The organism is Streptomyces deccanensis (assembly GCF_022385335.1).
Classification (GTDB): domain Bacteria; phylum Actinomycetota; class Actinomycetes; order Streptomycetales; family Streptomycetaceae; genus Streptomyces; species Streptomyces deccanensis.
The window spans coordinates 7,930,332-7,954,040 of sequence record NZ_CP092431.1 but is presented as its reverse complement, the minus strand read 5'-3'; the positions used below and the strand labels follow the sequence as shown (position 1 = coordinate 7,954,040).

Sequence of the window (23,709 nt, the reverse complement as noted above, 5' to 3'; positions counted from 1 at the left end):
GGCGGACGGCCCCCCGTAGCGTGTCCCCATGAACACGAGCCGCGCTGAAGCACGTTCGAGGGAACGCCTGGTGATCGTCGGGGGCGACGCGGCGGGCATGTCCGCCGCGTCGCAGGCCCGCCGGATGAAGGGCCCCGACGCCCTGGAGATCGTGGCGTTCGAGCGGGGCCACTTCACCTCCTTCTCGGCCTGCGGCATCCCCTACTGGGTGGGCGGCGACGTCCCCGAGCGGGACCACCTCATCGCCCGCTCGCCCGAGGAGCACCGGGCCCGGGACATCGACCTGCGGATGCGTACGGAGGTCGTGGAGATCGACGTCGAGGGCGCCAGCGTCCGTGCGCGGGACCTCGACGCGGGCACCGAGTCCTGGACCGCTTACGACAAGCTGGTCATCGCGACCGGCGCGCGCCCCATCCGCCCCGACCTGCCCGGCGTCGACGCGGCCGGGGTGCACGGTGTGCAGACCCTGGACGACGGCCAGGCCCTGTTGGACACGCTGACCGCGACGGAGGGCCGTCGCGCGGTGGTGGTCGGCGCGGGATACATCGGCGTGGAGATGGCCGAGGCGCTCATCAACCGGGGCTACGAGGTCACGGTCGTCAACCGCGGCAAGGAGCCGATGTCCACGCTGGACCCGGACATGGGCCGGCTGGTGCACAAGGCCATGGAGGGCATGGGCATCACCATGGTCGACGACGCCGAGGTCACCGCCCTGCGGACCGGCGACGACGGCCGCGTCCGCGCGGTCGCCACCGACGACGCCGAGTACCCGGCGGACGTGGTGGTGCTGGGCATCGGCGTCCGCCCGGAGACGGAGCTGGCGCGCGCGGCGGGGCTGCCCTTGGGCGACCACGGCGGCCTGCTCACCGATCTCGCGATGCGCGTGCGGGGCCACGCGAACATCTGGGCCGGCGGCGACTGCGTCGAGGTCCTCGACCTGGTCTCGGGCCGCGAGCGGCACATCCCGCTCGGCACCCACGCCAACAAGCACGGCCAGATCATCGGCGCCAACGTCGGCGGCGGCTACGCCACGTTCCCCGGTGTCGTCGGCACCGCCGTCAGCAAGGTCTGCGACCTGGAGATCGCCCGCACCGGCCTGCGCGAGAAGGACGCCGACCGGGCCGGCCTGCAGTACGTCACCGTCACCATCGAGTCCACGAGCCGCGCGGGCTACTACCCCGGCGCCGCCCCCATGACCGTGAAGATGCTCGCGGAGCGCCGTACCGGCCGTCTCCTCGGCGTCCAGATCGTCGGCCGGGAGGGCGCGGGCAAGCGTGTCGACATCGCGGCGGTGGCCCTCACCGCCGGCATGACGGTGGAACAGATGACCGCCCTCGACCTCGGCTACGCCCCACCCTTCTCCCCGGTCTGGGACCCGATCCTGGTGGCGGCGAGAAAGGCGACGGCAGCGGTGAGGTCGGGCGCTTCCTGAGCCGGGCGCCTGTCAACCCAGGGGCGCGGCCTCCAGGGGCGCGGGGAACCGCGCGACCAGCCACGACGCACCCGCACCCGCACCCGGCGAGGCACAGCACCCCCACGGCGCTCCCCCGGCGCTCCCCGTCACACGGCTGACGTACCGGTGATCCGATCGATGGCCTGCCGAGCCTGCTCCGTCGGCGGCCGCGAGGGCAGCGAGGACACCGACGCGGCTGACGGCATCGCGGACGTCACCGCGGGCGGCGTCGTAGGCGCGGCGGTCGGCTTCGCGTGGGCCGCCGCCGGCCGCGCCGACCGCAACCGGTGGCTCACGGCCTCGTCCAGGGTCACCGGCCGCTGCATCCGCGCGGCCAGCCGCCCCGCCTCCTGGCCGAGCGCGGCCACGTCCTCCCAGGGCAGCCGCACCACCAACGAGATCTCGGCCTCTCCATCCGGGGTGGCGTGCATCGCCGGGGCAACTCGGTCGTTCATCGCCTGTTCCTCACGTAGATACGTAGATCCGCGGTTGAGAAGTCATACGCACCACCCGCCCCGTACGTTCACCGGCCACCGACCCGCCTGATTCCGGCCCCGTATCGCGGGCACAAGTCCGGTGTGGTCATCCCCGTCCATGACGTGAACCCCGTGCGCCGCACGCCCTACGTGACCTACGCACTCATCGCCGCGAACGTCTTCGTCTTCGTCTTCATGCCGGGACTCGCCGGCTCCGTGCCGGGCGACAGCGCGGCGGTCCGGCTGTGCCACACACAGGCGTTCCTGGAGCAGTACGCGGCGATACCCCAGGAGTTGATCCGCCATCAGCTGCCGCGGCTGGTGCCCACCGGCGAACTCGCCCCGTCGGGCGGCTGCGCGCTGGGCCCGCCGGGCTACGACAAGTCGCCCGCGCTGTCCGTCCTCACCGCGCTGTTCCTGCACGGCGGCTGGCTGCACCTGCTGGGCAACATGCTGTTCCTGCTGATCTTCGGCAACAACATCGAGGACCGGCTGGGGCACGTACGGTTCGCGCTGTTCTACGCGGCCTGCGGGTACGCGGCGTCGTACGGCTACGCGTTCCTCAACGCCGACTCCGGGGAGCCCCTGATCGGCGCGTCCGGGGCGATCGCCGGCGTCCTCGGGGCGTATCTCGTCCTCTACCCGAAGGCCAGGGTCTGGATCCTCGTCCCGTTCCTGCTCTTCCTGCCGCTGAGACTGCCCGCCTGGCTGGTGCTGGGCTCCTGGTTCGTGCTCCAGGCCGTCTACTCGTCCGACGACGGCGTCTCCGACGTCGGCACGGTCGCGTACGCGGCCCACCTCGTCGGCTTCGTCGCCGGCATGCTCCTCGCCTGGCCCCTGCGCCCCGGCACCCCACCCCCACCCGAACCACGCGGCCTGCTGTTCGGCAGACGGGCGCGGGCGGGGTGGTGACCGGGAGCGTCTACCGCGCGGTCTGCGTGTGGACGTACTCCACGAGCCGGGTCAGGGCGTCCGGGTCGGTGCTGGGCATGACGCCGTGGCCGAGGTTGAAGACATGGCCCTCCAGACCGGCGGCGGAGTCGAGGACCTCGCGGGTCTTGGTCTCGACGGCCTGCGTGCCGGCGAACAGGACGGTCGGGTCGAGGTTGCCCTGGAGCGCCTTGCCTGGGCCGACGCGGCGCGCGGCCTCGTCGAGCGGGACGCGCCAGTCGACGCCGACGACGTCCGCGCCGGCCTCGCCCATGAGGCCCAGCAGCTCACCGGTGCCGACGCCGAAGTGGATGCGGGGGACGCCGTACCCGGCGACGGCGTCGAAGACCTTCGCGGAGGCGGGCAGCACCGAGCGGCGGTAGTCCGCGGGGGCCAGCGCTCCGGCCCAGGAGTCGAAGAGCTGGACGGCGGAGGCGCCCGCCTCGATCTGCACCTTGAGGAACGCGGACGTGATCCCGGCGAGGCGGTCGAGCAGGTCGGCCCAGAGCTCGGGGTCGCCGTACATCATCGCCTTGGCGTTCTCGTACGTGCGGGACGGGCCGCCCTCGACGAGGTAGCTGGCGAGGGTGAAGGGGGCGCCGGCGAAGCCGATGAGGGGGGTCTCGCCGAGTTCGGCGGTGAGCAGCCCGATGGCCTCGGTGACGTAGGAGACGTCGTCGGGGGTCAGGTCGCGCAGTTGGGCGAGGTCGGCGCGGCTGCGGATCGGCTTCTCGACGACGGGTCCGACGCCGGGCTTGATGTCGAGGTCGATGCCGATGGCCTTGAGCGGGACGACGATGTCGCTGAAGTAGATCGCCGCGTCCACCCGGTGCCGGCGGACCGGCTGGAGGGTGATCTCGGTGACCAGCTCGGGCCGCATGCACGACTCCAGCATGGGGATGCCCTCGCGCGCCTTCAGGTACTCGGGGAGCGAGCGCCCGGCCTGCCGCATGAACCACACCGGTGTGTGCGGCACGGGCTCGCGCCTGCACGCCTTCAGGAAGGCTGAGTTGTACGTGGCGGTCGGCTGGTGGCCCGAGGGGCTGGCGTTGGCACTCACGAGGCAAAGTCTCCCACGCCCACTTGACAGCGACGGCCCGGGTCGGGGACGGCCGGGGCCCGCGCCCTCCGGGGTCGGCTCCCGCGGCCGTCGGCGGGGCCCGCGTTCGCTCAGCGCGATCCGACCGTGACCCAGCGCACGGGTGTCTTGCCCTCCGCAGGGGCCCCGTTCCCCTTAATGTTCCGGCATGGCTGCGGCTCAGGGACGACTGTCGGACGGCGCTGGCGGGATGGACGACGCGAAGGAGGGGGAGCGCGATGCGAGGGAGACGGCACCGCTGCCGTTCCGCTCCGCCGTCGAAGCGCTGAAAGCCACACGGCTGCGGCCGGAGATCGAGATCGAGGCCACCAAGCCGCCCCAGCGGCTCGCCCCGTACGCGTACGCCCTGGAGGCCGCGGTCGTCGAGGGCGACGAGGATCTGGCCGACGGCCGGCTGGTGCTGCTGCACGACCCGGCGGGACACGACGCGTGGCAGGGCACGTTCCGGCTGGTGACGCTGGTCCGGGCGGAGCTGGAGCCCGAGATGGCGGCGGATCCGCTGCTGCCGGAGGTGTGCTGGTCGTGGCTGACCGGCGCGCTGCAGACCCGGGGGCTGTCGTACGGGGAGCCGAGCGGGACGGTGACGCGGGCCGGCTCGCACTACTTCGGCGGGCTGGCGTCGCGGCCGGCCGCGTCACAGATCGAGATCCGGGCGTCGTGGACCCCGCGCGAGGTCCTGGGCGGGGTTCCCGACACCGCCGCGCACCTCGCCTCGTGGTGCGACCTGCTCGCCCAGATCGCGGGCCTGCCGCCGGCGGTCGACCCCGGGGACGCGGCGGTGGTGTCGCTGCCGCAGCGGCGGGGGCCGCAGTCCCGCTGACCCCTCCCCCTGAAGGACCGTGTTCGTGAAGGACCGTGCTCGCCGAGCACGGTCCTTTTCACGTGCGAGCCACCACGCCGATCTCAACCATCTCTTTGTCGATACGGCCACTTTCGGCCGCGTATCGACATGATGCGACACCGTTCGATCTTCGAATGATCGAAGATTTGTCCGAATTGAACGTATTGTTACTCACCAAATCGTGATCATTCTCTAAAGGAGCAGAGGTTTGGTGCCGAAGACCTCTGTGACCTTGAAAGCACGGTTCGTCCCGGCTTCGACCCCACGAGCCCAGCGAGCCGGCCCCCGTCCCGCACCCAGGAGGCCTGGTGTCCGTTCTCCTCGAGCAGCCCGCAAGCCTGGTCGCCTACCGTCCGAACAAGCCGACCGCGATGGTGGTGGTGGCGGATCCCCGGGTCCGGTCCACCGTGACCCGCCACCTGTGGGCCCTCGGGGTCCGCGACGTGATCGAGGCCTCGTCCATCGCCGAGGCCCGTCCCCGCGTCGGCAACCCCCGTGACATCTGCGTCGCAGACGTCCACCTGCCGGACGGTTCCGGCCTCACCCTCCTCTCCGAGACCCGCGCGGCGGGGTGGCCCAACGGCCTCGCCCTCTCCGCCGCCGACGACATCGGCGCCGTACGCAACGCCCTCGCGGGCGGTGTGAAGGGATACGTCGTCACCGGCACCCGTACCAACATCGGGCTGCCCACCCGCCCCGGCGCCGCCCCCATCGGCTCCGCCGCCCGTATGCACCGCCGCCCCCCGGGCGCCCCGAGCCACCCGGGCGGCTACCGGGAACTGTCCGGCCGCGAGGTCGAGGTACTGCGCCTCGTCGCGGAGGGACAGTCGAACAAAGCGATCGGCGTCTCCATGGGCCTGTCCGCGCTCACGGTCAAGAGCCACTTGGCCCGAATCGCACGCAAGCTCGGCACCGGCGACCGCGCCGGAATGGTGGCGGTGGCCCTGCGCACCGGGATCATCCACTGACGCCCGGGAGGCCGGGACAGCGAAGAGGCCGGGATCGTCCCGGCGCGTCCGGCCTCTCCCGGTTCGCCGGGAACATTCACTGACACGTGTGACACGTGACTGGTTTACGACCCCACAAGGCCCGTCGGCGGAACGTTCCGTCGGCGGGCCATGTCCATACACGGATACCCTTGACAGGTGACCGACGCCCAAGAGACCGCAGCAGACAGGACCCTGCGAACCACCGGAGGCGCCCCTCCGGACGACGGCGGATCCTCTGAAGCGGGGGCGCCGATCCCTTTGCTGGAGCCGAGGGACGGCATTCCGGCCGTGATCGCCGACGAGTCCTCGCTCGCCGCGGTGATCGCCGCCTTCGCCGCCGGCTCCGGCCCCGTCGCCGTGGACGCCGAACGCGCGTCCGGCTACCGCTACGGTCAGCGGGCCTATCTGGTGCAGCTGCGCCGTGAGGGCGCCGGCACCGCGCTCATCGACCCCGTCGCCTGCCCCGACCTCTCCGGCCTCGGCGAGGCGCTCTCCGGCGTGGAGTGGGTGCTGCACGCGGCCACCCAGGATCTGCCCTGTCTGCGCGAGATAGACATGGTGCCGACGCGGATCTTCGACACCGAGCTGGCCGGACGCCTCGCCGGGTTCCCCCGGGTCGGCCTCGGCGCCATGGTCGAGGGCGTCCTCGGCTACGTGCTGGAGAAGGGCCACTCCGCGGTCGACTGGTCCACCCGCCCGCTGCCCGAGCCGTGGCTGCGCTACGCCGCGCTCGACGTGGAGCTCCTGGTGGACCTGCGGGACGCCCTCGAGAAGGAGCTGGACCGGCAGGGGAAGCTGGAGTGGGCGCGGCAGGAGTTCGACGCGATCGCGTCCGCGCCGCCCGCCGAACCGCGCAAGGACCCCTGGCGGCGTACGTCCGGGATGCACAAGGTGCGGCGGCGCCGGCAGATGGCGGTCGTGCGGGAGATGTGGGAGGCGCGGGACCGGATCGCGCAGCGGCGCGACGTGTCACCGGGCAAGGTGCTGAGCGACGCGGCGATCGTGGAGGCGGCGCTGGCCCTGCCGGTCAACGCGCACGCGCTGGCCGCGCTGACCGGGTTCGGCCACCGGATGGGACGGCGGCAGCTGGAACAGTGGCAGGCCGCGGTGGACCGGGCCAGGGCCCTGCCGGACTCCGCGCTGCCGGCGCACGGGCAGCCGATGACGGGGCCGCCGCCGCCGAAGGCGTGGGCCGACAAGGATCCGGCGGCGGCGGCACGGCTGTCCGCGGCGCGGGCGGGGGTGAGCGCTCTCGCCGAGCAGCTCGCCATGCCTCAGGAGAACCTGATCACGCCGGACACGGTGCGGCGGCTGTGCTGGGAGCCGCCGGTCACGGCCGACGCCGAGTCGATCTCCGCGGCGCTGGCCGGGTACGGGGCTCGGGCCTGGCAGGTGGAGCTGGTGACGCCGGTGTTGGTGGGGGCGATGCGGGCGGTGGCGAAGGTCAAGGGCGCCTAGTCGCCAGAGGGGCTGGTCAGTGCGGGCGGGTGCGGGTTGTGTGTGGTTGCTCGCGCAGTTCCCCGCGCCCCTGAAAAGCCTGCCGTTCCCTGCGGCGAGTAGGCGCCCTCACTTCGTCGCTCCCCTCGTGAAGCCGTTGTAGATGAATCTCTGGAGCAGCAGGAAGGCGATCAGGGTCGGCAGGATCACCAGGATCGCTCCTGCCGAGATCGTCTCCCAGTGGGCTCCGAAGGGGCCCTTGAAGCGGAAGAGGGACGTGGAGATGACGCCGCGGTCGTCGGAGGGCAGGTAGAGGAAGGGGATGTAGAAGTCGTTGTAGACGGTGATCCCCTTGACGATGACGACCGTGGCGACCGCCGGTCTGAGCAGCGGGAAGATGATCTTCCGGTAGATCGTGAAGGCGTTGGCGCCGTCCAGCCGGGCGGCCTCGTCGAGGGAGACCGGGATCGATCGCACGAACTGCAGGAAGATGTAGATCGAGACGATGTCGGTGCCCATGTAGAGCGCGATCGGCGCCCAGAGGGTGTCGAACATGCCGAAGCTGTCGACGATCTGGAAGGTCGCGACCTGGGTGGTGACGCCGGGGACGAGCGTGGCGACGAGGAAGAGGGCGACCACCAGTTTCCGGAAGCGGAAGGTGAAGCGGTCGATCGCGTAGGCCGCCATCGAGCCGATGAGGACCGTTCCGGTGATGGCGAAGAACAGGATGAAGGCCGTGTTGCCGAAGGCGGTGAGCATCTCGCCGTCGCGGAACGCCGTCGCGTAGTTCTCGAAGTTCAGGAGGCTGTCCGGCAGTGTGAGGGCGCCGCTGTCGTCCGCCATCTCCCGTTCGGTCTTGAGCGAGGTCAGCAGGACCACGAGCAGCGGCAGCAGCACCACGACCGACGCGCCGACCAGGGACAGATAGGTGAGCGTGCGGGCGACTCGCCCACGGGTCACCGGGGTGGGGGTCGTCAGCGTCGTCATACGAGGTCCACCCTGTCGTCGGGGACCAGTCGGCGTTGCAGCCACGTCACCGCCAGGATGATCAGCAGCAGGACGACCGCGGCGGCGGACGCGAGGCCCGTCTTGTTGAACTGGAAGGCGAGCTTCACGGTCTGGATCACGAAGGTCTCGGTGCCGGTGGCGCCGCCCGTCATGATGTACGGGATCTCGAAGACCGAGAGCGAGCCGGAGATCGAGAGGATCACGCTCAGGCTCAGGACGGGCCGGATGCCGGGCGCGATGATGTAGCGGAACCGGTGCCAGCGGTTCGCGCCGTCGAGTTCGGCCGCCTCGTACAACTCCCCCGGGATCGACTGGATCGCGCCGAGGAAGAGCACGAAGTTCAGGCCCATGTAGCGCCAGACCGAGACGCCGGCGAGGGAGACGTTCGCGGAGGTCTCCGTGCCGAGCCAGGCGCGGTCCGACTCGTGGCCGAACAGGGCGAGGACCGAGTCGAGGGTGCCGCCGTCCTGGAAGAAGTAGAGGAAGACGAAGCCGATGGCGACGCCGTTGATCAGGTACGGGAAGAAGAGGATGCCCTTGAAGAGGTTCCGGAAGCGGAGGTTGAAGCTGAGGACGGTCGCGAAGTAGAGGGCGAGCGCGATCTGCACGGCCGACGCGGCCAGGTAGTACCCGCTGACGAAGAAGACCCGGAACAGCTCGGGGCGGGTGAAGATCTCGACGTAGTTGTCCGTGCCGGTGTAGCTCAGCTCGGGGCTGACGCCGTCCCAGTCGGTGAAGCTGTACGCCAGCATGTTGGCGACCGGCGCGTAGGTGAAGGTGATCAGCAGGGCCAGCGGGACGGCCAGGAAGAGCCAGGGGGTGAGCCCGCGCCACAGGCGCACCCCGCGAGGGGCGCGCCGTGGCGTGGGAGGCCGGGGCGCGGCCGTCGAGGGCCGCGCCACCTTCTCCGTCGCGTGCGAGGGGGATGTCGTACGCGCGTGGGGCATCAGGACCCCACGGTCTTCGCTGCCTCGGTCCAGCGCTTGCCGAGGTCGTCGAGGAAGTCGTCGATGTCGCCGTCCTTGGCGCCCCGGGCGATGTCGACCAGCTCCTGGCGGTAGGCGGGCGCGTTGATGCCGACCTCCGAGGCGTTGTCGATCTCCTTGACCTTCGCGCCCTCGGCGTCGTCGAGTTCGATGAGTTCGACGCCCTTCTCCTCGTACGGCTTCAGGACCTCGGGCAGGGGGGCGTCCTTGAGCGTGGAGATCGAGAGGTTGTCCTGCGCGTAGCCCGACTTGTCGGTGAACCAGTCGACCCAGGCGCGCGCCGCCTCCTTGTGCTTGGAGTGGATGCTGACGGCCTGGTTGTAGTCGGGGTTGACGGTCGCGCAGGCCTTGCCGTCGACGCGGGCGGGGAACGGCATGAAACCGATGTCGTCGGGGTCGGCGCCGGCCTTCTCGGCGGCCTGCCGGAACTGGATGACCGCCCAACTGCCCAGCCAGGCCGTCGCGATCTCGCCCTTCGCCAACTGCGGCTTGGAGTTCTCCCAGTTGGTGGTCGTCGGGTCCTTCTCGATCAGCTTCTGGTGCACGATGTCGTACAACAGCTGGTCGGCGACGCGCAGTTCGCCGTCCTCGCCCCACGGGTTGCCCTCGGCGAGCCGGGTGGTGGCCTCGGTGTCGCAGCTGACCGAGCCGTTCACGGCGGTCCACTGGCTCAGCGGCCACTGGGCGGCGAAGTTGGTGTAGTACGGGACCGCGTCGGTCTTGGACTTGATGGCCTTCAGCGCGGTGAGGAACTCCGCCGGGGTGGTGGGCCAGTCGGTGACGCCGGCCTCGGCCCAGATCCGCTTGTTGTAGAGGAAGCCGGGGGCCGCGCCCATCGGGCTCTGGCCGTAGACCTTGCCGTCGACGGCGGTGAAGTCGGTGAAGCGGTACTTCTGGCTCAGCTCCTTCTGGGTGCCGAGCGAGGCGAAGAACTTCGGGTAGTCGTTCTTCTTGATGACGGCCGGGATCATGAGCACGTCGCCGTAGTTGTCCGTGTTCATCCGGATCTTGACTTCGGCCTCGTAGTCGGTGATCGCGTCGAACTTCACCTTCACCTTCGGATAGGTCTTGTTGAAGACGTCGGCGTACTTCTGCATCGTGCCGTCCTGCACGATGTCCGTCCGGTGGGTGAGGACCGTGATGGATCCGGACACCTGCGCCGGGTCGTCGGCCGCCTCGGCGTCGGCGCCCTTGGAGCTTCCGCCGCCGCCGGTGCAGCCCGACGCGAGAAGCGCGGCCGCCAGCAGTGTTCCGGTGAGCGTCTTCCGGTGGTTCATGTGCACCAGCTCCGTTCGGGACGGACGAGCACGGGTGGGATGGATGGTGGATGGCTGGTTCGGCACTCTGGCAGCCGTTCACTGAACCGGTAAAGTCCCTATTTCGCCAAGGCTGCCGAAAGATTTCGCGATCGTGTCGGACCACTGACTGGACCGGTTTAGGAGTGCGCATGCTGGACGCCACACCGCTCACCGAGGGCTGGATCCTCCGGCACGAGCGGGGACCGCTCGCCGCCGTGGTGCCCGGGTGCGTGCACACCGATCTGCTGGCGGCCGGGCTGATCCCCGACCCCTTCCTCGGGCGGAACGAGGACGAGGTGGCGTGGGTGGGGCGCCGGGAGTGGACGTACGAGGTCGAGCTGCCCGGGGGCGCGGCCGGCGGGCACGACCAGACCGATCTGGTCTTCGACGGGCTCGACACCGCCGCCGAGATCCGGCTCGACGGCCGACTGCTCGGCTCGGTACGGAACATGCACCGCTCGTACCGCTTCGACATCACCGGGACGAGCGGTCTGCTCTCGGTGCGCTTCGCCTCCGCGTACGCCGAGGCCGAGGCGGTGCGGAGACGGCTCGGCGACCGGCCGAACGCCTATCCGGAACCGTTCCAGTTCATCAGGAAGATGGCGTGCTCCTTCGGCTGGGACTGGGGGCCGACTCTCGTGACCGCCGGGATCTGGCGGCCCGTTCGGCTGGAGAGGTGGTCCACGGCCCGGATCGCCCGCGTACGGCCGCTGGTGACCGTCGAGGGGACGACGGGGCGGGTGGAGCTGCTCGTCGACGTGGAGCGGGCGGCCGTCGAGGCGGGGCTGCGGCTTCAGGCCCGGGTGGCCGGGGTCACCGCGGCCGCGGAGGTCGAGGGGACGAGCGGCACGGTCCGGCTGGAGGTGCCGGGCGTGGAGCTATGGTGGCCGCGCGGCTACGGTGAACAGCCCCTGTACGAGGTGGAGTTGACCCTGTACGGCGAGGGCGACGCGCTCGATGTGTGGCGTCGGCGGGTGGGGTTCCGGACCGTGGAGCTGGACCGGGGCGCCGACGAGCACGGGACCGGGTTCACCCTCGCGGTCAACGGGGAGCGGCTGTTCGCGCGCGGGGTGAACTGGATCCCGGACGACGTGTTCCCCTCCCGCGTCACCCGCGAGCGGTACCGGGAGCGGCTGCGCCAGGCGGCCGGGGCCGGGGTCGATCTCGTCCGGATCTGGGGCGGCGGGATCTATGAGAGCGAGGACTTCTACGACGTCTGCGACGAGCTGGGGCTGCTGGTCTGGCAGGACTTCCCGTTCGCGTGCGCGGCCTACCCGGAGGAACAGCCGCTGCGGGGCGAGGTGGAGGCCGAGGCGCGGGAGAACGTCGTCCGGCTGATGCCGCATCCGTCGCTGGTGCTGTGGAACGGCAACAACGAGAACCTGTGGGGGTTCCGGGACTGGGGCTGGGAGGAGCGGCTCGCCGGGGAGTCGTGGGGCGAGGGGTACTACCTGGGGCTGCTGCCGCGGGTGGTCGCGGAGCTGGACCCGACCCGGCCGTACACGGCGGGCAGTCCGTGGTCGGGGTCGTGGGACCGGCATCCGAACGACCCCGCGCACGGCACGCACCACTCCTGGGAGGTGTGGAACCGGGAGGACTACGCGGAGTACCGGGCGAACGTGCCGCGGTTCGTCGCCGAGTTCGGTTGGCAGGCGCCGCCCGCGTACGCGACCCTGCGGCGGGCGCTGCCCGGTGAGGAACTCGCGCCCGACTCCCCCGGCATGCTGCACCACCAGAAGGCCGAGGACGGCAACGGGAAGCTGGAGCGGGGGCTCGCGCGTCATTTCGTCGTGCCGGACGGGGACTTCGACCGCTGGCACTATCTGACGCAGGTCAACCAGGCACGGGCGATCGCCGCCGGGATCGAGCACTGGCGTTCGCACTGGCCGGTGTGCGCGGGCACGGTCGTGTGGCAGCTCAACGACTGCTGGCCGGTGACCTCGTGGGCGGCGGTCGACGGGGACGGCCGGGAGAAGCCGCTCTACCACGAGCTGCGCCGGCTGTACGCGGACCGGCTGCTGACGCTGCAAGTCCGGCGAGAGGGGCTGGTGTTGGCCGTCGTGAACCAGGCGGGTGAGCCCTGGGTCCCGGGTGGGCTGCGGTTGCGGCGGATGTCCGTGGAGGGGGTCGTCGTCGCCGAGGTGGCGGTGGAGGTGTCCGCCGGCGCGCGTACGGTGGCCGAGGTGCGGGTGCCGCGTGAGGTGGAGCCCGTGGGCGCGAAGGAGTTCCTGGTGGCCGACGGGCGGGACGGGATGGGGCCGCTGCGGGCGGTGTACTTCCCGGTGTCGGATCGTGAAGTGCCTTATCCGGTACCGGAGTTCGAGGTCGAGGTCGGGCCGGGTGCGGTGACCGTGACGGCGCGGACGCTGGTGCGGGACCTGCTGCTGCAGGCGGACCGGCTGGGGCCGGCGGCGCGGGCCGACACCGGGTTGGTCACCCTGCTGCCGGGTGAGCGGGTGACGATCGGCGTGGACGGGCTGGAGGGCGTGCCGGACGTGGAGGACGTGCGACGAGTGCTGTACTGCGTGGAGCCCGCCCGGTGAGCGCCTCACCGACTCCGCCACCGCCCTCGCCGTCGGGTCCGTCTTCGTCGTCGGGTCCGGTTCCGCCGTCGGGTCCGGCTTCGATCCCGCGCGTGACCATCAAGGACGTCGCCGCGCTGGCCGGGGTGTCCAAGGGGGCGGTGTCGCTCGCGTTCAACCGGAAGCCGGGGCTGGCCGACGCCACACGGGACCGGATCTTCGCGGCGGCACGGCAGCTCGGGTGGGCGCCGAACCTGGCGGCGCGGTCGTTGTCGAGTCAGCGGGTCGACGTGGTGGGGCTGGCGATCTGCCGGCCCGCCCGGCAGCTCGGGCTCGAACCGTTCTACATGGAGTTCATCTCCGGCGTGGAGAGCGTGCTGACCGAGCGGTCCTGTTCCCTGCTGCTGCGGCTGGTGCGGACCCTGGAGGAGGAGGTGGGGCTCCAGGACGCGTGGTGGCGGGGGCGGCAGGTCAGTGGGTCGATCCTCGTCGACTTCCGCGCGGACGATCCGAGAGTGGCCGCGGTGGGGCGGCTGGGGGTGCCGGTGGTGGCCGTCGGGCATCCGTCGCTGACCGGCGGGCTCACGTCCGTGTGGACGGACGACGCGACCGCCGTGACGGAGGCGGTGCGGTATCTGGCGGCGCTGGGGCATCGGCGGATCGCCCGGGTGGGGGGCGCTGCCGCGCTGGGGCACACGGCCATTCGTACGGCGGCGTTCGATCAGGTGGCGCGGGAGTTGCGGCTGGCCGGGGCGTGGCAGGTGGCGACCGATTTCTCGGGCGAGGCGGGGGCGCGGGCGACACGGTCGCTGCTGACCGGGGCGCGGGGTGACCGTCCTACGGCGATCGTCTACGACAACGACATCATGGCGGTGGCGGGGTTGTCGGTGGCGGCGGAGATGGGGGTGCGGGTGCCGGAGGAGGTGTCGTTGCTGGCGTGGGACGACTCGCAGTTGTGCCGGTTGACGCGGCCGACGTTGTCCGCGATGAGTCATGACGTGTACGGGTTCGGGGCGGATGTGGGGCGGACGTTGTTCGGGGTGATCGCGGGGGACGGTGAGGTCGGGGTGTCGCATCCGGTGGCCACGCCTGTGCTGGTTCCGAGAGGGTCCACTGCGACTGCTCCTTGAGGACCGTGGCGGACTGCGGGTTGGTTTCGACTGGTCGCCCCCACGCGGCGGAGCCGCATATCAGACACAGCCTCGCGCCCCTGAGGGCGATGCATGTAACCGGCGGTAACATGGGGAACGCGTGTGACCTTCGCCGCTCCCTCGCCCAGGGGTGGGCAGCACTGTTACTCGCAAGTAGCATGGGCCTGAGCGCGCGCTCAGCGGTTGCGCGTCGCAGCAGTGCCGTCCCGCACCTCTGGAGGAGAGCCATCGTGCCTCGTACCGTCAAGGAAGTCGTCTTCGTCGACGGCGTCCGCACCCCGTTCGGCAAGGCGGGCCCGAAGGGCATCTACCACGAGACCCGCGCCGACGACCTCGTCGTGAAGGCGATCCGGGAGCTGCTGCGCCGCAACCCCGGCCTGGAGCCCGCGAAGATCGACGAGGTCGCCATCGCCGCGACCACGCAGATCGGTGACCAGGGCCTCACCATCGGCCGCACGGCCGGCATCCTCGCCGGTCTGCCGCAGTCGGTGCCCGGTTACTCCATCGACCGGATGTGCGCCGGCGCCCTGACCGCCGTCACCTCGGTCGCCGGTTCCGTCGCCTTCGGCGCGTACGACGTCGCCATCGCCGGCGGTGTCGAGCACATGGGCCGCCACCCGATGGGTGAGGGCGTCGACCCGAACCCGCGGTTCGTCAGCGAGAAGCTGGTCGACGAGTCCGCCCTGTTCATGGGCATGACCGCCGAGAACCTGCACGACCGCTACCCGACGATCACCAAGCAGCGCGCCGACGAGTATGCCGTGCGCTCCCAGGAGAAGGCCGCCAAGGCGTACGCCAACGGCAAGATCCAGGCCGACCTGGTACCGATCTCGGTGCGCCGCACCAACGCCGAGGCCGGCGAGACGGGCTGGGGCCTGGTCACCGCCGACGAGCCGATGCGGCCGGGGACGACCCTGGAGAACCTGTCGGGCCTCAAGACCCCCTTCCGCGTGCACGGCCGGGTCACCGCCGGTAACGCGGCCGGGCTGAACGACGGCGCCACCGCCTCGCTCATCGCGTCCGAGGACTTCGCCCGCGAGAACGACCTCCCGGTGAAGATGCGCCTCGTCTCGTACTCCTTCGCGGGTGTCGAGCCGGAGGTCATGGGCTACGGCCCGATCCCGGCGACCGAGAAGGCGCTCGCCCAGGCGGGCCTGTCGATCTCCGACATCGGCCTGTTCGAGATCAACGAGGCCTTCGCCGTCCAGGTGCTCGCCTTCCTGGAGCACTACGGCATCGCCGACGACGACGCGCGCGTCAACCAGTACGGCGGCGCCATCGCCTTCGGTCACCCGCTGGCCTCCTCGGGCGTGCGTCTGATGACGCAGCTCGCCCGCCAGTTCGAGGAGCAGCCGGAGGTCCGCTACGGCCTCACCACCATGTGCGTCGGCTTCGGCATGGGCGCCACCGTCATCTGGGAGAACCCGCACCACAAGGACGCCGGAGGCGACAAGTGAGCACCACCGCTGAGCTTCTCAAGGGCGCGGCCGAGCTGTTCCCCGACGAGGTCGTGACGTCCGCGCACGTACGCCACCTCGACCTGCCGTTCGGCGCCGGGCGCTTCGCGCTCATCACGCTGGACAACGGCTTCGACCACACCAAGCCGACCACCTTCGGCCCGGCGTCGCTGGCGAACCTGAACACCGCCATCGACCAGGTCGAGAAGGAGGCCGCGGCCGGCGAGATCGTCGGTGTCGGTGTCACGGGCAAGCCGTTCATCTTCGCCGTCGGCGCCGACCTCAAGGGCGTCGAGCTGCTGAAGAACCACGACGACGCGCTCGCCATCGGCAAGGGCGGCCACGAGGTCTTCAAGCGGCTGTCCGCGCTCGCCGTCCCCACCTTCGCGTACTACAACGGTGCCGCGATGGGCGGTGGCGTCGAGGTCGGTCTGCACTGCTCCTACCGGACCGTCTCCGCGGCCCTCCCGGCGTTCTCGCTCCCCGAGGTCTTCCTGGGCCTGGTCCCGGGCTGGGGCGGCTGCACGATCCTGCCCAACCTGATCGGTGCGGACAAGGCCGTCTCGGTGATCATCGAGAACAGCCTCAACCAGAACAAGCAGCTCAAGGGCAAGCAGGTCTACGAGCTCGGGATCGCCGACGCGCTCTTCGAGGGCGCCGACTTCCTGGAGCAGTCGCTGCTCTGGACGGCGTCCGTCCTCAAGGGCGAGATCGTCGTCGACCGCCCGGTGATCGACCGCGGTGAGGCCTGGGACCAGGCCGTCGCCAAGGGCCGGTTCATCGCCGACAGCAAGGTGCACGGCGCGGCCCCGGCCGCCTACCGCGCGCTGGACATCATCGCCGCCTCGAAGAACGGCGACCTCCAGCAGGGCTTCGACGCCGAGGACGTCGCCCTCGCCGACCTGATCATGGGTGGCGAGCTGCGTGCCGGGATCTACGCCTTCAACCTGGTGCAGAAGCGCGGCAAGCGCCCCGCCGGTGCCCCGGACAAGAACCTGGCCCGCCCGGTCACCAAGGTCGGCGTCGTCGGCGCCGGTCTGATGGCCTCCCAGCTCGCGCTGCTCTTCCTGCGTCGCCTGGAGGTGCCGGTCGTACTGACCGACATCGACCAGGAGCGCGTCGACAAGGGTGTGGGCTACGTCCACGCCGAGATCGACAAGCTGCTGCTCAAGGGCCGGATCAACCAGGACAAGGCCAACCGCCTCAAGGCGCTGGTCACCGGTGTGTTGGACAAGGCTGAGGGCTTCTCCGACGCCGACTTCGTCATCGAGGCCGTCTTCGAGGAGATCGGCGTCAAGCAGCAGGTGTTCGCGGAGGTCGAGGCGGTCGCCCCGGCGCACGCGATCCTCGCCACCAACACCTCCTCGCTGTCGGTGACCGAGATGGCGTCGAAGCTGAAGAACCCCGAGCGGGTCGTGGGCTTCCACTTCTTCAACCCGGTCGCGATCCTGCCGCTGCTGGAGATCGTCCGGGGCGAGCAGACCGACGACGCCTCGCTGGCCACGGCCTTCGCCGTCGCCAAGAAGCTGAAGAAGACCGCGGTGCTGGTGAAGGACGCCCCGGCGTTCGTCGTCAACCGCATCCTCACCCGCTTCATGGGCGAGATCCAGAACGTCATCGACGAGGGCACGCCGGTCGAGGTCGCGGAGAAGGCGGTGGAGCCCCTGGGCCTGCCGATGTCTCCCCTCGTCCTGCTGGAGCTGGTCGGTCCCGCGATCGGTCTGCACGTCTCGGAGACCCTCAACCGGGCCTTCCCGGACCGCTTCACCGTCTCCGAGAACCTCGCCGCGGTCGTCAAGGCCGGCAAGCGCGGCTTCTACGTCTACGACTCCGGCAAGCCGGAGCTGGACCCCGAGGTCGCCGCGCTCCTCAAGCAGGGCGACTCCGTCCTGTCCGAGGAGCAGGTGCGGGCCCGGGTGCTCGACGCCGTCGCCCAGGAGATCGGGCTCATGCTCGACGAGGGTGTGGTCGCCGAGGCACAGGACATCGACCTCTGCCTGATCACGGGCGCCGGCTGGCCCTTCCACCTGGGCGGCATCACGCCGTACCTGGACCGCGAGGGTGTCAGCGAGCGCGTCAACGGCAAGAAGTTCCTGGAGGCCGGGGTGGCTTCGGTCCCCGCGTGACCGTATGAACCTCAAGAGGGCCTCCGCCTGCGGGCGGGGGCCCTCTTGACGTGGTCGCCCCGGCAGACGCGCAGGCGCACACGCACCGTCAGACAGCGACCGCCGGCGCCAACGCCAGTCCCGCCTCGTCGTTCTGCCGGGCCACGCGCAACGCGCCCCCCGCGTCGATCACCCCGAGCACGACCCGCCCGTACGCGTCACGGGCCAACGCCGGCGTCCCCACGCAGCGCTCACGGGTCGGCGACCACCACACCCCGGCCTGCTCGTTCTCGGTGCCGCAGGCGGCCAGCAGGACCCGTCCCTCGACGTCGCGACGGGCCAGCACCGTGCAGTCGTACCCGTCGAGCGGCACCCGCAGCACGGCCACCGGGCCCTCCGTCGGAGCCCCGCCCAGCGGGATCACCCCGCCGCCCGGCCGATGGGCGACGACGCCACCGGTCGCCGGGTCGGTCCAGTAGTACGTCGCCCGGTCCGGCGCGGTCTCCAGACCCACCGCGCTGCCGCGGGCCACCGACAACGGGACGGTGGGCTCCTGGGCGAAGGCCCCGTCGGGCTTCTCCTGCGTCCAGCGCATGATGAGGTCCTGACCACCGACCAGTGCCTCGACGCGCCCGGACGCGTACGCGACCACGGCCACCGGGTCCCGCACCAGGCTGCCCTTGAGGTCGGTCCACGCGCTCCACTTGCCGCCCGCCAGCTCCCGGCGCAGCATCACGCCGCCCCCGGCGTTGCGCGCGAAGACATGCACGTTTCCGCCGGCGCTCACCGCGCCGACGGGCATCCCGAAGCGCGCCGCCTTGGTGGCGTCCTTGTGCGGATTGCCCAGCGAACGCCACTCGGTGACCGGTCGGCCGGTCTGGTACTGGATGGCGTGCACGACGTCCACGGCGGGCGGGCCGTCGCCCTTGGCGACCTCACGGCGGCCGAGGAAGTGCACATAGGTGTTCGCGCCCTGCACGACGTGGAGGTCGGTCAGCCCCGCCACGGGGAAGAGGTCCGGACCGGCCCACTCGGCGCCGCCGGGCCGCGTCTGCGTCCAGCGCAACAGGCCCGCACGCGCGCGGGCGTACGCGGTGAGCCTGCCGTCCTTGCCGAGGACGAGCCAGGAGCCGGCGAGCGTGGTCTCGGCCCGGTGCCGCCCGCTCCCGCCGTCCGCCGCGCTGCCGGCCGCCGCCCCCTGAGCCGCGGTGCGCCCGGATCTGGTCCGCATGACGTGACCTGCCCTTTCCGCTGGTGCTCGGCGCGGCTCCCCGCCCGCCTCCGCGCACGGGACACGGAAGGCCGAGCGGGCCCCATCATAAGATGAACGTTTCACCCACCCGGCGGGACCACCGGGCCGGACCGCCCGGCGTGCGACCCTGTCCCCCATGGACGCTCCCCTGCTCGTGATCGTCGACGCCGCCAACGTCATCGGCTCCGTCCCCGACGGCTGGTGGCGCGACCGGCGCGGCGCGGCGGAACGCCTGCGCGACCGCCTGGCCCGCGACGGGGTCCCCGGCCTCGACGGGCCCGTCGAGCTGGTGATGGTGGTCGAGGGCGCGGCCCGGGGCGTGGAGCCGGTCCCCGGCGTACGGGTCGAGCCCGCACCCCGCAGCGGTGACGACCGCATCGTGGAACTCGTCACCGAGGAGGCTCCCGACCGCCCCTGCCTCGTGGTCACCGCCGACCGTGAACTACGGCGCAGGGTGGGCGAGTTGGGCGCCGAGGTGACCGGACCACGGACGGTGCGCGGCAGTTCGTGAACTGCCGCGCACCGTCCGGCGGCCGGCCTCAACCGCGCTGGTGCGCGGCCCCGCGAGGCAGCAGCAGGGCGAGCGCGAAGGGCACGAGGAGGAGGGCGGTCATCCACCAGAACGTGGCGGTGAACGCGGATCCGTCGAACTCCTCGCCCGACTCCGACAGCAGTTGCAGACTCACCGCGGCCATGGCCCCGCCCAACGCGCCCCCGACGCGCTGCGCGACGGCGCTGATCGTGGTGATGTGCGGGATCGCCTCGCGCGGCAGATCGCTCTTGTAGAGGGCGGCCGCCAACGGGATGGAGATGGAGGCGAGACCCGCGCCGCGCAGCACCAGCGCCGCGCCGAGCAGCAGGTCGTCGGGGCGCGTGCCGGAGAGGGCGAAGGGAAGGGTGCCCACGGTGGTGAGCACCAGACCCCACAGCACCATCGGCCGGGCGCCGAACCGATCGGTCAGCGAGCCGATGAAGAGCGCCGCCACCCCCATACCGGCGCCCTGGGGCGCGAGGAGCGTACCGGCGGCCGTCGCACTGAGGCCGACGATCTGCTGGTAGTAGAGGGGGACGAGGAAGAGCAGGCCGTACAGCAGGAACCCCACGACGAAGATGAGCACGACGGCGATCGAGAATCCTCTGTTGCCGAAGAGGGTCAGATCGATCAGGGCTCGCTCCCGGTTCCGCAGGGCGTGTCCGGCATACGCGGCCGTGAGAAGGACCCCCAGGAGCACGAGCCCCGCGTCCATGGCGACGCCGAGGGCGCCGGTGGACCCCTCGGCGCCGGCGATCTCGGCGAGGCCGTACACGAGCGCGGCGAGACCGGGGGTGACGAGGAACAGCCCCTTCACGTCGAGGCGCGCGGCGCGGTCCCCGATGTCCCGCGGCAGCACGACGACGGCGGCGCCCAGGGCGATGAGGAGCAGGGGCAGCTGCCCGAAGTAGAGCCATCTCCAACTGGCCGCGTCGATGACCGCGCCGCCCGCGATGGGGCCGAGGACCGGCGCGAGCGTGGAGGGCACGGCGATGGCGCTGAACGCCCGGCCGGCCCGCTCCGGTCCGGCCGCACGGGTCAGTACGACCGTGGCGACCGTCCCGATCAGGCCGCCGGAGAACCCCTGGAGCACCCGGAAGAAAATGAGACTCGCGGGCGACCAGGCGAGACCGCACAGCACCACGGACGCCAGAAAGGCGAGCAGCGACCAGAGCCATACCCTCCTGGCGCCGAACCGGTCGACCGCGTGTCCGGAGACCGGGATGGCCGCGCAGGTGGCCAGGAGATAGGCGCCGGTGACCCATTGCACGGCCTGTGCCGACGCCGAGAATTCCGTGCCGATCGCGTCGATGGCCACGACCATGAGGGTGCCGTCGATCGCGGCCACGACGGTTCCCAGCACGACGACGCACCCGAGCGCCGTCAGACCGGCTTCCTTCCGTGCCGTGGCGACGCCCTTCGAGGTGAGTTCCGGCGCCATGGTGTCTTGCATTCCTTTCCGTGGGGTCACGGTCGCGCGGGACGAAGGGGCGTCAGTCGACGGTGAGAACGAGCTTTCCGTGCCCGTGGCCGCTCTCCAGGTCCCGGTGCGCGTCGGCGGCCCGGTCTAGCGGATAGGCATTGCGGATGTGCAGGCGAATCTTGCCCTGCTCGTAGATCTCGATGAGTTCCAACAGTCGCTCGACCGACCGGCCGGGACCCAGAGCCGGCACACCGAGCTCCTCTGCGGCCTCGTCGGAGATCATGGTCCGGATGCGGTTCTTGTCCTTGACCAACTCGACGGAGGCACGGAGGGCCTCGGGGCCGGCGTTGTCCATCGCGGCGTCCACGCCGTCAGGAGCGAGGGCCCTGACCCGCTCGACGAGCCCCTCCCCGTAGGTCACGGGGACGGCGCCGATGGACCGCAGGTAATCGTGGTTGGCTTCGCTCGCGGTGCCGATGACGGTGTCGGCGCCCCAGGCCAGGGCCAGTTGGACCGCGAACGTGCCGAGGGCGCCGGCCGCCGCGTGGATCAGCACCGTGTCGCCGGGCCCCACCTTCATCTCCCGCAGGCACAGATGGGCGCCCTGGCCGTTGGCGGAGAACCCGCCGGCGATGTCCCAGGGCATGCCGGCCGGCTTGTGCACGATCTGGTCGGCGGGTGCCACGACGTACTCGGCGTAGGAGCCGAGCGTCGTGTACCCGAGGACCTCGGAACCCTCGGGTAAGCCGGTGACGCCCTCACCCACCCGGTCGACGACCCCGGCGAACTCGTTGCCGGGGACGACCGGGAAGCCGAGGTCGACGGAGGGGGGCGCCCACCCCTGCCGGATGCCGGCGTCGAAGTGCTGGACACCGGCCGCCTTCACGCGCACACGCACCTGGCCCGGGCCGGCGTGGGGCTCGTCGAGATCGGTGAGCGTCAGGACCTCGGGCCCGCCGAACGAGTACAACGCCGCTGCCTTCACGGGGATCACTTCACCTTCACCGGTCACGGAGATCAGCCGGACGGCCGACACAGGGAAGTCTCGAACCTCAACTGCTCTTGAGGTCAAGTGCCCTGATTCGCTCTCCCCTCCGGGTCAGGGGGTGCCGCGTCCCGGCCCCCCGACCTCGCCCGCCGGCGTCTCCTCGTGACGTGCGAGCCGGCTGTGTGTGCGGCCGTAGACGAAGTAGACGACGATGCCGAGGGCCATCCAGGCGGCGAAGCGGAGCCAGGTCTCGGTGGGCAGGTTGAGCATCAGCCACAGCGAGGCGCACACCGAGAGGATCGGGACGAGCGGCACCCACGGGGTGCGGAACGCCCGGTGCAGGTCGGGGCGGGTCCGGCGGAGGATGACGACGCCGATCGCGACGACCACGAACGCGAACAGCGTGCCGATGTTCACCAGTTCGGCCAGCTCGCTCAGCGGGGTGAAGCCCGCGACGATCGCGATGATCACCCCGAGCAGGATGGTCGGCCGGTGCGGGGTCTTGAACCGGGGGTGGACGTGGGAGAAGAAACGCGGCAGCAGTCCGTCGCGGCTCATCGCGAAGAACACCCGGGTCTGGCCGAGCAGCAGGATCATGCACACGGTCGTCAGACCGACGGCGGCGCCGAAGCTGATGAAGCCCGCGAACCACGGATGCCCGGTGGCCTTGAAGGCGTCGGCGAGCGGCGCGGTCACGGACAGGTCGGTGTAGTGCTGCATGCCGGTGACGACGATCGAGACCGCCACGTACAGCGTGGTGCAGATCAGGAGGGAGCCGAGGATGCCGCGGGGCATGTCGCGCTGCGGGTTCCGCGTCTCCTCGGCGGCCGTGGCGACGACGTCGAAGCCGATGAACGCGAAGAAGACGACGGAGGCGGCCGTGAAGATGCCCATCACGCCGAAGTTGGCGGGCGCCCAGCCGAACATCAGCTGGATCAGCGGGGACTGGAGGCTGTCACCCGCCGGCACCTCCTGCGCCTTCGGGATGAACGGGTCGTAGTTGTCGGCGGTGACGAAGAAGGCGCCCGCGATGATCACGGTGAGGACGACCGTCACCTTGATGGCGACGACGACCGAGGTGACCCGCGCGGAGAGCTTGGTGCCGGCCACCAGGATGGCGGTGAGGACCAGGACGAGCAGGGCGGCGAGGATGTCGAAGCCGAAGCCGTCGGCCCCGTCCCGCGTGCCGAGCGCGGCGGGCAGGTCCCAGCCCGCGTTGTCCATCAGCGAGTGGATGTAGCCGGACCAGCCGACGGCCACCACCGCCGTCCCCAGCGCGAACTCCAGCACCAGGTCCCAGCCGATGATCCAGGCGGGCAGCTCCCCGAGGGAGGCATAGCTGAAGGTGTACGCGGATCCGGCGACCGGGACCGTGGACGCGAACTCCGCGTAGCAGAGGGCGGCGAGCGCGCAGACGACGCCGGCCACGACGAAGGCGAGGGCCACGGCGGGACCGGCGTTGTTCTTGGCCACCGTGCCGGTGAGGACGAAGATGCCGGTGCCGATGATGACACCGACGCCGAAGACCGTCAGATCCAGCGCGGACAAGGATTTCTTGAGCGCGTGCTCGGGCTCCTCGGTATCAAGGATGGACTGCTCGACCTTCTTGGTCCGGAAGAGTGTGCTGCTCACGGGCGTACCTCCCACGCTGGGCGTCCTCGACATGATGGAGAGGGGGCGATGGGGGTCCCCTCGGTCGAGCGAAGCCGAGACTGGGGGAGCGTTTGCCCGGACGGGAGCGGTTTCACGCGAATGGGCCGGT

General features: G+C 71.0%; 19 protein-coding genes. 10 read left to right on the top strand and 9 right to left on the bottom strand.

Going from position 1 to position 23,709, the window contains the following annotated elements:
• The first annotated feature begins 28 nt into the window (after positions 1 to 28).
• Positions 29 to 1,432 carry an FAD-dependent oxidoreductase gene (locus L3078_RS35200; RefSeq protein WP_239757966.1) on the top strand — a complete coding sequence of 468 codons (1,404 nt, stop codon included), beginning with the start codon at positions 29 to 31 and terminating at the stop codon, positions 1,430 to 1,432.
• Positions 1,433 to 1,560: 128 nt separating this feature from the next.
• On the opposite strand, the gene L3078_RS35195 is transcribed toward L3078_RS35200, so the two are convergent.
• On the bottom strand, positions 1,561 to 1,908 hold the full coding sequence (locus L3078_RS35195) for a hypothetical protein (protein ID WP_239757965.1): 348 nt from the start codon (positions 1,906 to 1,908) through the stop codon (positions 1,561 to 1,563).
• A 123-nt stretch (positions 1,909 to 2,031) separates the two neighbouring features.
• Between L3078_RS35195 and L3078_RS35190 the strand changes: the two genes are divergently transcribed.
• Positions 2,032 to 2,841, top strand: a complete 810-nt coding sequence (locus L3078_RS35190; protein ID WP_239757964.1) for a rhomboid family intramembrane serine protease — start codon at positions 2,032 to 2,034, stop codon at positions 2,839 to 2,841.
• 10 nt (positions 2,842 to 2,851) lie between these two features.
• Here L3078_RS35190 and hemE read toward each other — a convergent pair whose 3' ends face one another.
• Positions 2,852 to 3,919 carry a uroporphyrinogen decarboxylase gene (gene hemE, locus L3078_RS35185; protein ID WP_239757963.1) on the bottom strand — a complete coding sequence of 356 codons (1,068 nt, stop codon included), beginning with the start codon at positions 3,917 to 3,919 and terminating at the stop codon, positions 2,852 to 2,854.
• Between the two features lie 187 nt (positions 3,920 to 4,106).
• Here hemE and L3078_RS35180 point away from each other — a divergent pair, with 187 nt between their 5' ends.
• The 3 genes from L3078_RS35180 (at position 4,107) to L3078_RS35170 (ending at position 7,246) form a co-directional block, all read left to right on the top strand.
• The gene (locus tag L3078_RS35180; protein ID WP_239757962.1) at positions 4,107 to 4,778 is read left to right on the top strand and encodes a DUF3000 domain-containing protein; all 672 of its coding nucleotides are present in this window, start codon (positions 4,107 to 4,109) and stop codon (positions 4,776 to 4,778) included.
• A gap of 329 nt (positions 4,779 to 5,107) precedes the next feature.
• Positions 5,108 to 5,767 carry a helix-turn-helix transcriptional regulator gene (locus L3078_RS35175; RefSeq protein WP_033529424.1) on the top strand — a complete coding sequence of 220 codons (660 nt, stop codon included), beginning with the start codon at positions 5,108 to 5,110 and terminating at the stop codon, positions 5,765 to 5,767.
• Positions 5,768 to 5,944: 177 nt separating this feature from the next.
• A complete protein-coding gene (locus L3078_RS35170) occupies positions 5,945 to 7,246 on the top strand; it encodes an HRDC domain-containing protein (protein ID WP_239757961.1) in 1,302 nt (433 codons plus the stop codon).
• Between the two features lie 108 nt (positions 7,247 to 7,354).
• Here the strand turns inward: L3078_RS35170 and L3078_RS35165 are convergent, their stop codons facing one another.
• Genes L3078_RS35165 through L3078_RS35155 form a run of 3 tightly spaced genes read right to left on the bottom strand, consistent with a single transcriptional unit; the run spans position 7,355 to position 10,496 of the window.
• Positions 7,355 to 8,212 carry a carbohydrate ABC transporter permease gene (locus tag L3078_RS35165; protein WP_239757960.1) on the bottom strand — a complete coding sequence of 286 codons (858 nt, stop codon included), beginning with the start codon at positions 8,210 to 8,212 and terminating at the stop codon, positions 7,355 to 7,357.
• Positions 8,209 to 9,180, bottom strand: coding sequence for a carbohydrate ABC transporter permease (locus L3078_RS35160; protein ID WP_239757959.1), 972 nt, complete (start codon positions 9,178 to 9,180; stop codon positions 8,209 to 8,211). The genes L3078_RS35165 and L3078_RS35160 overlap by 4 nt, the downstream gene beginning before the upstream one ends.
• Positions 9,180 to 10,496: an ABC transporter substrate-binding protein gene (locus L3078_RS35155; RefSeq protein ID WP_239757958.1), complete on the bottom strand. Its 1,317-nt coding sequence runs from the start codon at positions 10,494 to 10,496 to the stop codon at positions 9,180 to 9,182. The genes L3078_RS35160 and L3078_RS35155 overlap by 1 nt, the downstream gene beginning before the upstream one ends.
• Positions 10,497 to 10,666: 170 nt before the next feature.
• Here L3078_RS35155 and L3078_RS35150 point away from each other — a divergent pair, with 170 nt between their 5' ends.
• The 4 genes from L3078_RS35150 (at position 10,667) to L3078_RS35135 (ending at position 17,773) form a co-directional block, all read left to right on the top strand.
• Positions 10,667 to 13,060: a glycoside hydrolase family 2 protein gene (locus L3078_RS35150; protein ID WP_239757957.1), complete on the top strand. Its 2,394-nt coding sequence runs from the start codon at positions 10,667 to 10,669 to the stop codon at positions 13,058 to 13,060.
• Positions 13,061 to 13,143: 83 nt separating this feature from the next.
• On the top strand, positions 13,144 to 14,169 hold the full coding sequence (locus tag L3078_RS35145) for a LacI family DNA-binding transcriptional regulator (protein WP_239760582.1): 1,026 nt from the start codon (positions 13,144 to 13,146) through the stop codon (positions 14,167 to 14,169).
• A gap of 251 nt (positions 14,170 to 14,420) precedes the next feature.
• Positions 14,421 to 15,647 carry a thiolase family protein gene (locus L3078_RS35140; RefSeq protein ID WP_239757956.1) on the top strand — a complete coding sequence of 409 codons (1,227 nt, stop codon included), beginning with the start codon at positions 14,421 to 14,423 and terminating at the stop codon, positions 15,645 to 15,647.
• Positions 15,644 to 17,773 carry a 3-hydroxyacyl-CoA dehydrogenase NAD-binding domain-containing protein gene (locus L3078_RS35135; RefSeq protein ID WP_239757955.1) on the top strand — a complete coding sequence of 710 codons (2,130 nt, stop codon included), beginning with the start codon at positions 15,644 to 15,646 and terminating at the stop codon, positions 17,771 to 17,773. Before L3078_RS35140 ends, L3078_RS35135 begins: the two co-directional genes overlap by 4 nt.
• Positions 17,774 to 17,861: 88 nt before the next feature.
• Here L3078_RS35135 and L3078_RS35130 read toward each other — a convergent pair whose 3' ends face one another.
• A complete protein-coding gene (locus L3078_RS35130) occupies positions 17,862 to 18,983 on the bottom strand; it encodes a PLL family lectin (protein WP_239757954.1) in 1,122 nt (373 codons plus the stop codon).
• Between the two features lie 157 nt (positions 18,984 to 19,140).
• On the opposite strand from L3078_RS35130, the gene L3078_RS35125 reads away from it, so the two are divergent.
• The gene (locus L3078_RS35125) at positions 19,141 to 19,515 is read left to right on the top strand and encodes an NYN domain-containing protein (RefSeq protein ID WP_239757953.1); all 375 of its coding nucleotides are present in this window, start codon (positions 19,141 to 19,143) and stop codon (positions 19,513 to 19,515) included.
• 28 nt (positions 19,516 to 19,543) lie between these two features.
• Here the strand turns inward: L3078_RS35125 and L3078_RS35120 are convergent, their stop codons facing one another.
• The 3 genes from L3078_RS35120 to L3078_RS35110 all read right to left on the bottom strand — a co-directional run bounded on the left by L3078_RS35120 (position 19,544) and on the right by L3078_RS35110 (position 23,579).
• A complete protein-coding gene (locus tag L3078_RS35120) occupies positions 19,544 to 20,977 on the bottom strand; it encodes a DHA2 family efflux MFS transporter permease subunit (protein ID WP_239757952.1) in 1,434 nt (477 codons plus the stop codon).
• Between the two features lie 52 nt (positions 20,978 to 21,029).
• On the bottom strand, positions 21,030 to 21,944 hold the full coding sequence (locus tag L3078_RS35115; protein WP_239757951.1) for an NADP-dependent oxidoreductase: 915 nt from the start codon (positions 21,942 to 21,944) through the stop codon (positions 21,030 to 21,032).
• A 114-nt stretch (positions 21,945 to 22,058) separates the two neighbouring features.
• Positions 22,059 to 23,579: an amino acid permease gene (locus L3078_RS35110; RefSeq protein ID WP_239757950.1), complete on the bottom strand. Its 1,521-nt coding sequence runs from the start codon at positions 23,577 to 23,579 to the stop codon at positions 22,059 to 22,061.
• Positions 23,580 to 23,709 lie beyond the last annotated feature (130 nt).

Bases quoted from the DNA above. Each gene is read 5' to 3' on its own strand.
- L3078_RS35200 (WP_239757966.1), top strand. From the start codon at position 29: ATGAACACGAGCCGCGCTGAAGCACGTTCGAGGGAACGCCTGGTGATC.
- L3078_RS35195 (WP_239757965.1), bottom strand. From the start codon at position 1,908: ATGAACGACCGAGTTGCCCCGGCGATGCACGCCACCCCGGATGGAGAG.
- L3078_RS35180 (WP_239757962.1), top strand. From the start codon at position 4,107: ATGGCTGCGGCTCAGGGACGACTGTCGGACGGCGCTGGCGGGATGGAC.
- L3078_RS35165 (WP_239757960.1), bottom strand. From the start codon at position 8,212: ATGACGACGCTGACGACCCCCACCCCGGTGACCCGTGGGCGAGTCGCC.
- L3078_RS35160 (WP_239757959.1), bottom strand. From the start codon at position 9,180: ATGCCCCACGCGCGTACGACATCCCCCTCGCACGCGACGGAGAAGGTG.
- L3078_RS35155 (WP_239757958.1), bottom strand. From the start codon at position 10,496: ATGAACCACCGGAAGACGCTCACCGGAACACTGCTGGCGGCCGCGCTT.
- L3078_RS35150 (WP_239757957.1), top strand. From the start codon at position 10,667: ATGCTGGACGCCACACCGCTCACCGAGGGCTGGATCCTCCGGCACGAG.
- L3078_RS35130 (WP_239757954.1), bottom strand. From the start codon at position 18,983: ATGCGGACCAGATCCGGGCGCACCGCGGCTCAGGGGGCGGCGGCCGGC.
- L3078_RS35125 (WP_239757953.1), top strand. From the start codon at position 19,141: ATGGACGCTCCCCTGCTCGTGATCGTCGACGCCGCCAACGTCATCGGC.
- L3078_RS35120 (WP_239757952.1), bottom strand. From the start codon at position 20,977: ATGGCGCCGGAACTCACCTCGAAGGGCGTCGCCACGGCACGGAAGGAA.